We start from the raw sequence: 14206 nt of genomic DNA, 5'->3' as shown, positions 1-14206 counted from the left end.
GCGATCAACGCGGCATCCAGACTCGGACAAGCGACAGCAGCTTGTCCACGTCGAGAGGTTTGGCCATGTAGTCGTTGGCGCCCGCCTCGATACACCGCTCCTGGTCGTCGGGCATGGCCTTGGCCGTCAGGGCGATGATCGGCAGTTTACGCCAGTGGGAATTTTGACGGATGGCCCGCGTGGCGGTCAGGCCGTCCATGACCGGCATCATCACGTCCATCAGCACCAGATCGATCGCGGTCGCGCCGTCCTGGGTCGATCGCTCCAGGGCGTCCAGCGCTTCCTGGCCGTTGCGCGCGATCTCGACCGTCGCGCCTCGGGGCTCCAGGATGCTGGTCAGGGAGTAGACGTTACGCACGTCGTCCTCGACCACTAGGATGCGGCGGCCCTCCAGGATCGCGTCGCGATTACGGGCCTTCTGGATCATGGATTGCTGCTCGGGCGGCAGCTCCTTGACCACCTGGTGCAGGAACAGGGAGACCTCGTCCAGCAGGCGCTCGGGCGAGCGCGCGCCCTTGACGATGATCGAGTCCGAATAGCGACGCAGACGCTGCTCGTCCGCCACCGACAGGTCGTGGCCGGTATAGACGATGACCGGCGGGAAGGCGTGATGCCCCTCCTGGCTCAAGGTCTCCAGAAGGGTGAAGCCGGACGCGTCAGGGAGGGACAGGTCCAGCACCATGCAGTCGAAGGTCTCGGTCCGCAGGCGCTCCAGGCATTCGGCGGCGGTGCTGACGCCCACGGTCTCGACATCGCCGGAGGCCAGCAGCTTGCCGACCGCGGCGCGCTGCACCGGGTCATCCTCGACGATCAGTACGCGACGCGAGGCGGGCGCCATCTTGGCGGTCAAGGCGTCGAGCGCTCCGGCCAACTCCTCGCGCTTGACCGGTTTGACCAGATAGCCGATGGCGCCCAGCGACAAAGCCGTCTGCGTCTGATCGTTGGCCGAGACCACGTGGATCGGAATGTGCCGGGTGTCGTCGTCTCGCTTGAGGCGGTCCAGCACGGCCAGGCCGGACTGGTCCGGCAGGCCGACATCGAGGACGACGGCGTTCGGACGGTATCGGCGAGCGATTTCCAGCGCTTCCTCGGCCGTTCCCGCCAGCAAGCACTGAAAGCCCATCTCGTGCGAAAGGTCCCGGACGATGCCGGCGAAGCTGTCGTCATCCTCGACGACCAGCAGAATGCGTTGCGCGCCCGTCAGCGCGTCGCGGTCGTCGGCGAGTCGGCGTTTCGGCCGCCGGGCCGGCGCCGCGGCGTCTCGGCGCGCGAGCGGTGAGGGCGGCGGCGTGGGGATGGCCGGTTCCGCGCGGGGCGAGACCTGGGCCGGATCATAAACGAGGGGCAGGGTCAGCGTGAAGCGGCTGCCCTGGCCCGGCTGGCTTTCCAGGGCGATGGTCGCGCCCAGCAGGCGCGCCAGTTCGCGAGAGATCGAAAGACCCAGGCCCGTGCCGCCATACTTGCGGCTGATCGTGCCGTCGGCCTGCCGGAACGCCTCGAAGATGCTCTGCTGTTGTTCCTCGGTGATTCCGATGCCGGTGTCGGTGACGGAAAGCGCGATGCGGTCCGGACCAGCCATCGAAACCGCCAGGCCCACGCCGCCGGTCTCGGTGAATTTCATGGCGTTGGACAGCAGGTTCTTCAGAATCTGCTCCAGACGCTGGCGGTCGGTCTCCAGACTCGGCGGGCAGTCCGGCGCGATCGTGATGTCGAACGCCAGGCCGCGCTCGCTGGCCACGGGACGGAACAGCTGCTCCAGATCGTTGGCGAGGCGCTTGAGGGTTACGGTTTCGGGGCGAACTTCCAGGTGGCCCGCCTCGATTTTCGACAGGTCCAGGATGTCGTTGATCAAGGCCAGCAGGTCGTTGCCCGACGACTGGATGGTCGTGGCGTACCGAACCTGCTCCTGCGAGAGATTGCCGGTCGGATTGTCGGCCAGCAGCTTCGAGAGGATCAGCAGCGAGTTCAGCGGCGTCCGCAGTTCGTGGGACATGTTGGCCAGGAAGTCGGACTTGTAGCGGCTGGCCTGTTCCAGCTCCCGCGCTTTGAGCGCGATGGCGGCGCTGGATTTGGCGAGGTCGTCGCGCTGGTTCTCCAGCTGCAGGGCTTGCTCCTCCAACTGGCTGTTGGTCTGTTCCAGCTCGACCTGCTGCTGCTCGAGGCGAACCTGCGACTCCTTCAACGCGCGCCCCTGTTCCTCCAACTCTTCGTTGGAGACGCGCAGTTCCTCGCTCTGGACCTGAAGTTCCTCGGCCTGGCGCTGGGTTTCCTCCAGCAGATCCTGCAGCTCGGCGCGGTAGCGGGCCGAGCGCAAGGCGGTGCCGATCGAGGCCGAAGCTTCCTTGAGGAACTCCAGAACCATATCGTCCACCGGATGCAGGAAGCCCAGCTCGACGACGCCCTGGGTCACGTCGTCGACGATGGCCGGAAACAGGACCAGATGGCGCGGCTTGTCGCGGCCCAGCCCAGAGCCGATGGTCAGATACCCATCGGGGATATCGGCCAGCACGGTCGGTTCGCGATGGGCGGCCACCTGTCCCAGCAGCCCTTCCTTGAACGCGAACTGTTCGACGATCGGCGCGTCGGCCGCGACGCCGTAGGCGGCCACCAGCCTGTAGAGGGCGCCGTCGCCGGCGAACACGGCTCCGGCCTGAGCGCCGGCGAACTTGACCAGGAACGCCAGAAGGTTATCGCCCAGCACGTTGGTTGACGGATCGCCCAGCATCGCCGAGCCCAGGCCCAGCTGGCCGGACTGCAGCCACTGCCGCCGCTCGGCCGCGATCGAGGCGCGGCGTATCAGGAAGCCGACGATCAGGGTCAGGACGATCCCGAGCGCTCCCGAAAGGAGGCCGCTGATCCAGGCCGACCGGTTGGCGTCCGCCATTTCGGCCACGCGCTGCCGGCGAAGGCTGGATTCTTCCTGCCGCATGTCGATCAGCTCGGCTCGGATGGCGTCCATCTCGGCCTTGCCCCGGTCGCTGGTGACGATCTTTAGCGCGGGTTGGAGACCCTGGCTTTCCCGGACAGCCAGGGTCGATTTCAGCTCGGCCAGCTTGGCGTCGACGTGACGGCGCAGCGGTGCGATACGGTCCTGCTGATCCCTGTTGTCGCTGGTCAGGGCGGTCAGGGCGTCGATCTGCTTGCCGACGGTGGCCACGGCGTTGTTGTAGGGCTCCAGATACCGTTCATCGCCGGTGAGCAGGTAGCCCCGCTGACCCGTCTCGGCGTCCTGGACGGTCGACAGCACCTGACCAAGCGCGACGATCACCTCGTGCGAGTGAACGATCTTCGCCGCGTCCTCGCGCAAGACGCGAATGTTCGAATAGGCGATCGCGCCGCTCACGATGAAGAATAGGATCGCCAGGCCAAGACCCAGCGTCGTGCGAGGATCCAGCGGACGCTTGTTGATGGACGTGGTCGATGCGGACGAGGCGATCATGCGAAATCCGAACGCGAAGCGATGGGCGGGAAGGCGATAGGCGCCAAAAGCGCCATGGAAATCCAGGGCCAACCGCTCGCGCGCGGCATAGATCGCGACATGGAAGATGAACTCACGCCCGTTACCACGCGCCCCACTGGCGCTAGTCCCCACGACGCCCAACGCGATGCCGGCCGAAAGGTTCCGCGCGAGTTCGCGCCCTCTCGCGGTTGGCTAGAACTACTCGTTCGGGTCCAGCCGATCGCTCTCGTCGGAGATATCCGATGGCGGGTCGGGGAATTTGTCCCAATCCAATTTCTTGTGCGCGAGGTGAGCCCAACGGGTGAGCCATTCGTCGCCATCGGCGTCGGCCCAATCATCGGAGCGCCGATAGACCGGATCGCGCATCGCCTTGGCCAGCGAGACCGGCTTCAGGCCATTCTCGCGAAAGATTCGGGCTAGGTCGTCGATCGAGTCGGCGTTCAGACGACAGGCGTGCAGCAGAAAGACATAGGCTGGACGCCGCCCCAGCAGTTGAAGGCCCGCGGCGCGGTACCAGGTCACCACGCTGGCCGTGTAGCGCACATAGGCGCGCCTGACCGCCTCGGCCTTGGCCAGGTCGCCCGTTTTCAGCGCCTGGTCGTAGGCGGGAGAGAACTCCCAGTCGGAGTTTTCCATGGTCACGGGCGCGACACGGTAGCCATGAGCTTTCAGCCAGCCCTCGAAACGGTGCTTGTCTTCGAGGGTGGCGCCGGTGTCGAGATAGGGATGGCGGAACCATTGCGGCGTCTGGCCGTGGGGCCGCATCAAGCCGCGCAACAGCGCGTCGGCGCGGGCGGTGTCGGCGATGTAGGTCTCGACCGGCGTCTTGTTCAACGAGTTATGCGACCAGGTATGATTGCCGACCGGGAAGCCGGCCTCCATCCACTCGTTCAGCAGCCGTTCGCCCAGGTGATCGGGGCCCGACTCCACGTCCCCGCCGATCGCGAAGCCAAAGGCCGGATAGTGGTGGCGATGCAGGCCCTTGATCAGTCGGGCCATGGTCGTCCGTTGATAGTCGGCGTCGTCATTGATCGACATGACCGGTAGGTCGTCGAAGGTCAGCGCCACGGGCTCGGCCTCCGCCCGGCAGGGCTTCAGCGATAGGGCGCCGACGAGCAGGAAAGACGAGGCGAGAACGGTCGCGGCGAGGCGCCGGAAAGAGCGGCGGGAGGCGGTGGGCATGCGACCTTGTCTTAGGCGTTGATTTTGAACGTTGGGCCTTGTCTCTCGATTTGCCGGCGCGAGTCGACGGCCATGTTCGGCGCGCGGTCGATTACGACGGTCTCGCCACGAAGGGGGAGGGCGCCGCGCGACGAGGGCGCGGACGCGATCCTTGGTTCATCTCCAGGGTGTGGTCGGCGCGTTTTGTCGCGAAGGTTTATCGTTATAAGTCTATTGTAAGTTGACCTCACCTATTGAGGGGTCTGCGGGCAATTCGTCCGATTCCATCTTAATGGGACGCAGAACAGCCGATGGGCCAGCACACAGAAGGGCGACGCGCCAACATGGTCGACAGCCATGTCGGGGGCCGAGTTCGAATGCGGCGCAAGCTGATGGGCATTCGCCAGGACCAATTGGCGGAAGCCATTGGCCTGACATTCCAGCAGGTTCAAAAGTATGAGCGCGGCTCCAACCGGATCAGCGCCTCGAAGCTCTATGACATCGCCGAGGTCCTCAACGTCGACATGGGCTTCTTCTTCGAGGGCCTTCCCGACCCGGTGGGCGGCGAGGCCGTCGACGAGGCCGGACAAAGCGTGGACCGCACCGTGCGGGCCTTCCTCGAAACCCCCGAGGGCCTGGAACTGGCTTCGATCTTCCCGCAGATCGCGCGGGGCAAGATCAGGCGGCAGATCCTGGATCTGGTTCGCACCATGGCCGACGAGGTGGAAGACGAGGCCGCGAGCGGCGCCGTCCGATCCTGAGCTTTCGGGACGGAGCGGTTCAGCTTCGTTGAGGCGTGCTCAGAGGCGGGTCAGGCGCGCCGTCAGCGCCGCCTCGATCCTGTCTATCAGGGCGTGGCGCGTAACGCGGGGATCCTCATCCCCCGCGCAGGCGAACCAGATCGCGGCCAACAGGCGCGACAGAACGCCCGAATAAAGTCGCGCGTCGCCTTCCGACAGCTTGAAGACTCTGCTTAGCGAGTCACGAACCGTGCCGCCGTGCGAGTAGCGGATGACCGCCCCGGCCGCCGCCAACTCCCGCCGCCGGACCGAGGCCAGGAACAATCGCCGACGACGGATAGCTGGACTGGCCGGACGGTCGCCGGCCGAGTGGAAGCGTAGGGCTTCGAACAGCCGTGCTGGCGTCAGGATCTCGTCTATCGTCGGTGGGGCGTTGGCCACGGCCTCCTCGGTCAGGACCTGGACCTGTCCTCGGATGACCCCGGCGACCAGATCCTCGATCGAGCGGAAATGGTGGGTGACCGAGCCCGTCGTCACGCCGGCGCGATCGGCGACCGCGCGATGGGTCAGGCCCGCCAATCCCTTGTCCTCGACCACTTCGGCCGCGGCTTTGGCGATGCGCATCGCGGCCGGCGGCGCCGAACCGTGCGGCCGTGTTCCAGAAGCGTCCTCGGCTTGCGACAACGCCCCGCGCCATGGACGGAAGGGCGCGCCAAGCCAGACATGGGCGAAGTGTTCCACGGTGTCGGATAGGGCCGCATCCTCAAGGGCGGGCGACCAGGTCGACAGGTGATAAAGGGCCTCCGACTCGAAGAACACGTGCATCAAACGACCGTCTATCGGCGCGAGACCGAAGCGCTCGGCGACCTCCAGCCAGAAATCCCGGAAAAGGCGAGTCCAGTCTGCGGCTGGGCCTTCGCCTGCCCCCGCCGCCAGGGCCTCCTGGTAGAGCAGGGCCAGACGCCGGCCTTCGGTCGTCCAGCTCCTGAGTCCGTGCAGCAGCGCCCAGGCCGCGCCATCGGGTGAGCCGGGCAGGAGGACGATCTCAGCTCTGCGCAGGTCCAGCCAGGCGCGGGTCTCGTCAACAGCCAATGCGAAGGTTGACTGTAACAATCGTTCTATGTTGCCGAAGTTGTAGTTGATGGCGCTGGGCGACGCGGCCGCGTTCGCGGCGATCGCGCGCGCCGACGCGGCCGCGATTCCGTCCCGCGCGACAAGGTCCGCGGTCGCCGAGATCAAGCGTTGACGAGTGTCGCTGAGGCTTTCGATTGCCAATCTGGCTGGCGACGCTGCGCTTGCGGGGTGAGAAGTTGGTTTAGCGGCCATGGTGCATATTCTCTCGCGAGCGATTGATCGCAAGTCGGTTGCGGATGCGGATGGGGGTTTCATCGAAATGAAGCATAACATTCGTTCTATGGTCATGCCGCCGGCCTAGATGCGCTCCGAGCCCGACGGTCGGTCGGGGATGCTCGGGGTGAAGATTATGCAACAGGGTTTTGACGCGATGGCCCGGCGCGCGGCGCTGCTGGCGGGCGTGGCGACGCTGGCGCTTTGTGGGGCCGCCCGCGCGGCGGAAGGTCCCGCCCCGGCGGCGGCCGATGGCGCCACCAGCCTGGAAGAGGTCGTCGTCACGGCCCAGAAGCGCCAAACCAACCTGCAGGACACCCCGATCGCCATCTCGGCGATGGACAGCGAGGCCTTGAAGGCTCGTCACGTGCAGTCCGTCGAAGACCTCGGCGACGGCTCCATCCCTTCGCTGCGCGTCGCGCCGTTTTTCGCCCGCAAATCGGCTCTGACGATCGGTATGCGCGGCATCGGCGCCCTGGGTGACGCCAACCAGCCAGCCCGCGACCAAGCGGTCGGCGTCTACGTCAACGGCGTCTATCTGGGCCGCGCCCAGGGCCTTGGCTCGGCGCTCTACGACGTCGAGCGGATCGAGGTGCTCAAGGGGCCGCAGGGCACGCTGTTCGGCCGCAACACCGAGGGCGGCGCGGTCAGCATCATCACCAAGGCGCCGACCGGCGTGTTCGGCATGAACACGACGCTCGGCTATGGCGACTACAACGCCTACAAGGCCGAGACGCACATCGACTTGCCGGAATTCCACGATGTCAGCGTCAAGATCGACGCCTTGGTCTCCAAGCGCGACGGCACGATCACCAACCCGACCACATCGGGCCAGCCGGACTTCAACAGCTACGACAAGCGCGGGGTCAGCCTGGAGGCGATGTGGCGGCCGTCGTCGACCTTCACCGCCGACTACGCCTTCGACGCCTCGTATGACGGCTCGACCCCTTACTATGTGCAGCTCGAGAAGAAGGGCGCCCTGGCCCTGGCGCCGCTCGCGCCGGCCCAACCCGATCGCGCCAAGGTCGCCAATGTCGGCGTGCCGCTGCAGCTCAGCGAAGGCGACACCTGGGGGCACCGCCTGAACCTGACCTGGAAACTGGCCGACAACCTGGATCTGAAGTCCATCAGCTCGTACCGCAAGCTGAACCAGACCCAGTTCGACAACGGTGAGGTGGCCCTGTCGGTGTTCGCGCCGAACGCGCCGTTCGGCCGCTACAGCATCGCCCGGGTCTGGCAGGACCAGTACAGCGAGGAGCTTCAGCTGGTCGGCAAGACCGATCGCATCGAGTACGTCGGCGGCGTCTTCTACTTCCGGGAAAAGGTCCGGGACAACGCCCAGACGCCCAACTCGCTGCAGTGGAACGCCACCGGCACGGCCTATACGACGCTGTCTCTGGACTTCAACACGATCCCGCTGGACCGGGCCAGCCACGTGACCACCACCAGCTATGGCGCCTTCGGACAGGCGTCGTGGACCCCGCCGATCTTGGACGACAAGGCTCACCTGACCGTAGGCGGCCGTTTCACGCATGACGCCAAGAAGGGCGACCTGGATGTCGTCAACGGCGCGCCGCCCAGCTATGTCGACGCCAACAAGAACACGATCACCGGCAAGATCCCGCTGGATGCGTCGTGGAGCCACTTCGACCCGTTGGTCACCCTGGCTTACGAGGTGACGCCGGACGTCAATGTCTATGGTCGATGGAGCACGGGCTATAAGGCCGGCGGGGCCAATTCGCGCTCGTTGACCTACCGCGCCTACGACCCTGAGAAGGTCTCGATGTTCGAGATCGGGGCGAAGACGGAATTCTGGAGCCGTCGCGGCCGCCTGAACGTGGCGGCTTTCAGCGGCGATGTGAAGGACGCCCAGGTCGACTTCAACGTCCTGATCCTCAACAATAATCGCGGCACGCTCGAGACCACCAACGCCGCGACCGGCAAGACCAAGGGCTTCGAAGCCGACCTCGCGCTCGTGCCGATGCGGGGCCTGACCCTGTCGGCCAGCTACGCCTATACCGACATCAAGCTGTCCAAGGCGTTCAATCCGTTCACGAACGCCCAGGCGACGATCTATCCGCTGTACACCCCCAAGAACGCCGGCAGCGTCGCGGTGGACTACGAGCACCCCGCCCTCGGCGCGACGTTCAAGGCGCACTTCGATGCAAATGTCGCCGACGCCCAGTACACCAGCACCACCGATCCGACGCTGAGCGACAAGTCCTTCACGATGAACGGCCGCCTGACTCTCGCGGATATCCATCTGGCCGAAGGTTCGCCGGCTCTGCAGCTCTCGATCTGGTCGCGCAATCTGACCAACGAGTCCTACGCGTTCCTGCGCAACTACAACGCCGCCCTGGGGACCTACGCGATCTTCAACGAGCCGCGCACCTTCGGCGTCGAAGCCAACGTGAAATTCTAGAGCGTGACGCCGAAAGCGGGAACCGGTTTCGGCGCGAGTCGCGCTCTAAGTATTTGATTTAAAGCCTCGTTATCGCGCCAAACGATTCCGTTTTGACGCGCGAGGCTCTTGGCGAGGGGAGCCCCATGAAGCCAAAGCCCATCGATCGGCGCGCGTTTCTGGCCTCGGTTGGCGGCCTGGCGCTATCGCCGGCCGCCGTCGCCGCCGTCCTGCTCGACGCCAAGGCCGCTCGAACCGCGTCGGGGACCATCCGCCTGGACTGGACCGGCGCCCAGGCGGTGTCGGTCCTCGTCTCGGACAATCCAGACGCTCCGAAGCGGGCCATGCGTCCGCTGGCTAAGGCCTCGGGGGCTAGCGTCGATCTTGCCGCGCCCGTGTCGCCGCGCCCGTACTTCCTGGTGACCGCGGCCGACGGTCGTCAGACGCGGGTGGCCGAGCGCTTGCTGCCGTTGGAAGGCGGACGGAACTTCCGCGATATCGGCGGCTATCGCGCCGCCGACGGTCGCCAGGTGAAGTGGGGCAAGATCTATCGTTCGGGCGTGATGAGCGGCCTGACGATGAACGACATCGCCTACCTCCAGAAGCTCGGCATCGTCGCCATCTGCGATCTGCGCAACCCGCAGGAACGCGCCAGCGAGCCGAGCCCGTTTCTGGGCAAGCCTGGCGCGCCGAAGGTCGTCGCCACCGACTACGACATGAGCGCCTCGATGGCGGCCTTCATGGCGATGAAGACCCGCGAGGACGCCGTCCAGGGGTTCGCCGACGCCTATGTCGGTTTCCTGGATCTGCTGGTTCCCCATTACACCGACATGTTCGCGCGCCTGGTCGCCAACCAGGGCCCGCTGGCCATGAACTGCAGCGCCGGTAAGGACCGCACCGGCATGGGGACGGCCCTGGTGCTGTCGGTGCTGGGCGTCCCGCGCGAGACGGTTTTGGACGACTACGCGCTGACCCAGGTCTACACGCCGCCGTCGGCCTATATGAAATCCATGGCGCAGGGGCGTTCGACGGGCGGTCTGACGCCCGAGCAGGCCCAGGCCATGGCGCGGCTGCCCACCGAGGTGCTGCAGGTGATCATGGGCTCGGACCCCGAAGTGATGCGCCGCGCGCTGGCCGCCGTGGACGTCAAGTTCGGCGGCCCGGTCGCCCTGGCGAAGGCCCGCTTCGGTTTGACCGATGAGAAGATCGCCAAGATGCGGGCGACCTATCTCATCTAGATCCGCTTCAGAGGCGCTCGATCGCCAGGGCCGCGCCCTGGCCGACGCCGATGCATAGGGTGGCCAGGCCTCGCTTGCCCCCGGTGGCTTCCAGCTGGCGCAGGGCGGTCAGGACCAGCCGCGCGCCGGACGCCCCCAGCGGATGGCCCAGGGCGATGGCGCCGCCGTTCGGATTCACGTGCGCGCCGTCGTCGGGCAGGCCCAGTTGTCGAAGCACGGCCAGGCCTTGAGCGGCGAAGGCCTCGTTCAGCTCGACGGTGTCGAAGTCGCCGATGGCGAGACCGGTCTTGGCCAAGAGCTTGCGCACCGCCGGGACCGGGCCGACGCCCATGACGCGCGGCGCGACGCCGGCGGTGGCGTAGCCCACGATGCGGGCGCGTGGCGTCAGGCCGTGACGATTGGCAGCCTCTTCCGAGGCGATGACGAGGCCCACCGCGCCGTCGTTGACGCCCGAGGCGTTGCCGGCGGTCACCGTGCCGCCCTCGCGGACGACGGGCTTCAGCTTGGCCAGCGCTTCGATCGTGGTCTCGCGCGGGTGTTCGTCGCGCTCGACGAGGGTCGGGCCGGCCTTGCCGGGAATCTCGACCGGGGTGATCTCGCCGGCGAGGAACCCGTTGGCCTGGGCCGTCGCCGCCCGCTGCTGGCTGCGCAGGGCGAAGGCGTCCTGATCCTCGCGACTGACGCCGTAGTCGGCGGCGACGTTTTCGGCCGTCTCCGGCATCGAGTCGACGCCATAGGCCTTGCGCATGGCCGGGTTGACGAAGCGCCAGCCGATGGTGGTGTCGAAGATCTCGGCGTTGCGCGAGAAGGCGCTGTCGGCCTTGCCCATCACGAACGGCGCGCGGCTCATGCTTTCGACGCCGCCGGCGATGACCAGATCATTATGACCCGAGGCTATGGCGCGGGCCGCGTAGCCGATAGCCTCGAGGCCCGAGGCGCAGAGGCGGTTGACCGTGACGCCCGGAACCTCGACCGGATAGCCCGCCAGCAGCAGGGCCATGCGGGCGACATTGCGATTGTCTTCGCCCGCCTGGTTGGCGCTGCCCAGCACCACCTCGTCGATGGCCGACAGGTCGAGGGCGGGGTTGCGGGCCGCCAGGGCCTTCAACGGGATCGCCGCCAGGTCGTCGGCCCGCACTTTCGACAGAGCGCCGCCATAGCGGCCGAAGGGGGTGCGAATTCCGTCACAGATGAAGGCGGCCTGGGTCATGCGAAGCTCCGACTGAAGCGTCAGCTTGGGTCCTGCCGCGCCTCTCGTCCAGTGCGGGCGGGTCGAACGTTTTCCCACAGGCGCCGCTCTTGCCTGTGGACGGAATCAGTGGGCAGCTTGGGGCGTAATCGGCGCGGGAGCTTTGTCCATGGGGCGAACGAGAAACTGGGTGAGCCGCAACTTTTTGGGGGTGTTGATGAGCGGTTGGGGGCTTATCGCGCTCGTGGCCTGGGGGGTCTTCTTCCGCTAGATGTGAGCTCTCAATAGGTTGTCCATCCGGTCCTCTCCCGAGACTCTGTCGCTTCGCAACCACAGCTTCTCGGGTCCGGACCGGATGGACAACCTATTGAGAGCTCACATCTAGGCGAAGAAGGAGCGGCGCGTCGATCGACGCGCCACCAGCGCCGCTACATCGGACCAACGCCGCCCGGATTGGTCTGGAAGTCGAAGGCGGGCGCCTGCGGACGGCGCGGACCGGCCCCCGCGCCGCCGAAGCTGTAGGTGAGGCCGACGAACACGGCCCGCAGGTCCAGGTCCATGACCCGGCGATCGCGCAGGGCCGGCGTGTCGATGATCAGGTGGTCGCCGAAGGTCTTCAGAGAGTCCTGAACGGTGACGACGCCCGAGAGCTTGTCGTTGAACTTGTGACGATAGCCCAGGTTCAACATGCCGGTCGGCTCGTGATAGCCCTGCGGCGTCAGGCGCTTGCCGATCGCGAAGCCGCTGATCTGGATGAAGTCCTTCGGCGTCGGATTGATGTTCAGCGCCGCGTAGCCGGACACCGTGAAGGCCGAGCGGGTCTCGGGCAGGCCGAGCGGCGTGGCGCCGATCTCGTTCCAGGCCGCGTTGCCGCTGATCGTGTATGAGATCTTCGGGGTGAGCTTGGCGTTGGCGACCAGTTCCAGCCCGCCGCTGCGGCCGCGCGCCAGGTTGGCCTTGGTGTTCAGCAGCACGCCGCCGCCCAGATCGCGGACGATATCGGTGACCCCGTCGCGCGACTGACGCCAGTAGAGCGTCCCCTGATAGTAGTTGAAGCCCTTGCGCAGCTGGTAGGCGACCTCGAACGAGTCGGTCACCTGCGGCTTCAGCATCGGGTCGCCCTGACTGTAGGTGTAGGGGTCCTGATAGATCCGATAGGGGTTCAGGTCCTGGGCCTGCGGGCGTTGAATGCGGCGGCTGTAGCTGGCGTTGATCTGGCTCTTGTCATCCAGCTGATACTGCGCGTGCAGCGATGGATAGGCGCGCAGATAGTCGTGGCTTTCCTTCAGCGACGACGTGACCTGGTTCGTGTCGACCAGGACCTCCTCGACCCGCAAGCCGGGCATCACCGTCCACTTGCCCATGGGCTTGTTCCAGGTGGCGTAAAGCGCGTGCACGGCCTGGTCGTAGCGAAACCGGTTGGTCAGCGACGGATCGACCGCCAGGCCCGCGGTGCTGGGCCCCCGCGCGCCGAAGTTGTCGTAGTCGTTGTTGTCGACCTGCAGCTCGTAGCCGGCTGTCAGCTTGCCGCCGCCGACCGGCCGCTTGTACTCGGCCTTCAGGCGGCTCTGGGTCAGTTGATCGCCGATACGAATGTCCTCGGCATAGGTCGAGGCGAGCGGCAGCTGGTTCAGCCCGTTGGTCTGGCTGTTCTGGTGGTCATGGGTCCGCTCGACGCTGGCGTGCAGCGTGAACTCGTGATCGTCGCCGCTGAACTTGTGGCGCAGGTCGCCCGAAACGCCGGCCACCGAACGCTTCATCTGGCGTTCGCTCTGGCGCTGATAGCGGACATTCGGCGCGCCGGTCAGGTCCAGGCCCTGGTAGTCCGAGCCCGAACGGGAGTCGTACTCCATGTCGTTGTAGCGGATCTCGGCGGAGAGACGGGTCTTCTTGTCGAGGTCATAATCGACGCCGGCGCGGGCGTTGTGCGATTGGCCCTTGCTGATGAAGCCGATGGCCTGGTGGCTGTCGTAATACTTGCCCGAGGCCGGATCGAGGCGCTCGCGGTCGTCGGTAATCGTGCCCTTGGCCTTGTCGCGGCGCCAGCCGGCGTCGGCCGAGAGGGTCAGCTTCTTGGTGTTGCGGGCGATGCTGACGCTGGCGTTCTTGCGCCCCTCCGTGCCGAGGTTGCCGCGCACCGAGCCCGTCGTGCCGACGCCGCGCTGCTGCTTGGTGATCAGGTTGATGATGCCGCCCGTGCCCTCGGGGCTGAACGCCGCCGACGGGTTGGTCATCACCTCGACCCGCTCGAACTGGCTGGCGGGGATCTGCTGCAGCACCTGGCCGCGATTGTCGCCCTTGAACATGCCCGAGGGCTTGCCGTCGATCATGATGGTGACGTTCGGATCGCCGCGCAGGCTGACATTGCCCTGCACGTCGACCTGCACCGAAGGAACGTTGCGCAGGACATCGGCGATCGAGCCGGTCTGGGCTTGCAGATCCTTGCCGAGGCTGTAGCTGCGGCGATCGATCGAGGTCTTGATGTCCTGGCTGCCCGGCGCGGTGATCGTCACGCCCTGCACCTGGGTGTTCGGCTCCTTCTTCGCCGGGGCGGAAGCGGGGGCGGTCGTCGTCTGGGCGAGGGCGGCCGTGCTCGTGCTCAGGGCGGCCAGGCCCGTGGCGGCCAGAAGGGCGGCGCGGCGGGTCGGGAAGGTCATGGATGGTCTCCTT

The 14206-nt window shown here is 66.3% G+C and carries 8 protein-coding genes; 3 read left to right on the top strand and 5 right to left on the bottom strand.

The genetic code is table 11. The annotated features are described in order from the left end of the window. Nucleotides 1–4: 4 nt before the first annotated feature. Together FCU40_RS13305 and FCU40_RS13300 are read right to left on the bottom strand one after the other, a co-directional pair. Entirely contained in the window at nt 5–3439 is a 3435-nt protein-coding gene (locus FCU40_RS13305; protein WP_168075504.1) for a response regulator, read from the bottom strand. Nucleotides 3440–3658: 219 nt separating this feature from the next. Next, nucleotides 3659–4642 (bottom strand): polysaccharide deacetylase family protein, encoded by a 984-nt coding sequence (locus FCU40_RS13300; RefSeq protein WP_168075503.1) that lies wholly within the window; start codon nt 4640–4642, stop codon nt 3659–3661. A 290-nt stretch (nt 4643–4932) separates the two neighbouring features. Between FCU40_RS13300 and FCU40_RS13295 the strand changes: the two genes are divergently transcribed. Continuing rightward, complete coding sequence (locus FCU40_RS13295; RefSeq protein WP_168075501.1) at nt 4933–5382, top strand: helix-turn-helix domain-containing protein; 450 nt, start codon at nt 4933–4935, stop codon at nt 5380–5382. A gap of 39 nt (nt 5383–5421) precedes the next feature. Here the strand turns inward: FCU40_RS13295 and FCU40_RS13290 are convergent, their stop codons facing one another. Beyond that, nucleotides 5422–6453: a TetR/AcrR family transcriptional regulator gene (locus FCU40_RS13290; protein WP_241693610.1), complete on the bottom strand. Its 1032-nt coding sequence runs from the start codon at nt 6451–6453 to the stop codon at nt 5422–5424. A 391-nt stretch (nt 6454–6844) separates the two neighbouring features. Between FCU40_RS13290 and FCU40_RS13285 the strand changes: the two genes are divergently transcribed. Together FCU40_RS13285 and FCU40_RS13280 are read left to right on the top strand one after the other, a co-directional pair. Next, on the top strand, nt 6845–9130 hold the full coding sequence (locus FCU40_RS13285) for a TonB-dependent receptor (protein ID WP_168075537.1): 2286 nt from the start codon (nt 6845–6847) through the stop codon (nt 9128–9130). 125 nt (nt 9131–9255) lie between these two features. Further along, complete coding sequence (locus FCU40_RS13280; RefSeq protein WP_168075499.1) at nt 9256–10347, top strand: tyrosine-protein phosphatase; 1092 nt, start codon at nt 9256–9258, stop codon at nt 10345–10347. A gap of 7 nt (nt 10348–10354) precedes the next feature. Here the strand turns inward: FCU40_RS13280 and pcaF are convergent, their stop codons facing one another. Then, nucleotides 10355–11557: a 3-oxoadipyl-CoA thiolase gene (pcaF, locus tag FCU40_RS13275; RefSeq protein WP_168075498.1), complete on the bottom strand. Its 1203-nt coding sequence runs from the start codon at nt 11555–11557 to the stop codon at nt 10355–10357. A gap of 407 nt (nt 11558–11964) precedes the next feature. Beyond that, on the bottom strand, nt 11965–14206 hold a 2242-nt coding region (locus FCU40_RS13270), incomplete at its 5' end, for a TonB-dependent receptor (RefSeq protein WP_241693609.1).

Source organism: Caulobacter sp. SSI4214, assembly GCF_012184455.1.
In the GTDB taxonomy this organism is placed as follows: Bacteria; Pseudomonadota; Alphaproteobacteria; order Caulobacterales; family Caulobacteraceae; genus Caulobacter; species Caulobacter vibrioides_E.
This window is presented reverse-complemented; position numbering and strand designations above follow the sequence as displayed.

What these genes read in the sequence shown, in the direction of transcription:
- pcaF (WP_168075498.1), bottom strand. Translation starts at nt 11,557, where the DNA reads ATGACCCAGGCCGCCTTCATCTGTGACGGAATTCGCACCCCCTTCGGC.
- FCU40_RS13285 (WP_168075537.1), top strand. Translation starts at nt 6,845, where the DNA reads ATGCAACAGGGTTTTGACGCGATGGCCCGGCGCGCGGCGCTGCTGGCG.
- FCU40_RS13300 (WP_168075503.1), bottom strand. Translation starts at nt 4,642, where the DNA reads ATGCCCACCGCCTCCCGCCGCTCTTTCCGGCGCCTCGCCGCGACCGTT.
- FCU40_RS13305 (WP_168075504.1), bottom strand. Translation starts at nt 3,439, where the DNA reads ATGATCGCCTCGTCCGCATCGACCACGTCCATCAACAAGCGTCCGCTG.
- FCU40_RS13295 (WP_168075501.1), top strand. Translation starts at nt 4,933, where the DNA reads ATGGGCCAGCACACAGAAGGGCGACGCGCCAACATGGTCGACAGCCAT.
- FCU40_RS13280 (WP_168075499.1), top strand. Translation starts at nt 9,256, where the DNA reads ATGAAGCCAAAGCCCATCGATCGGCGCGCGTTTCTGGCCTCGGTTGGC.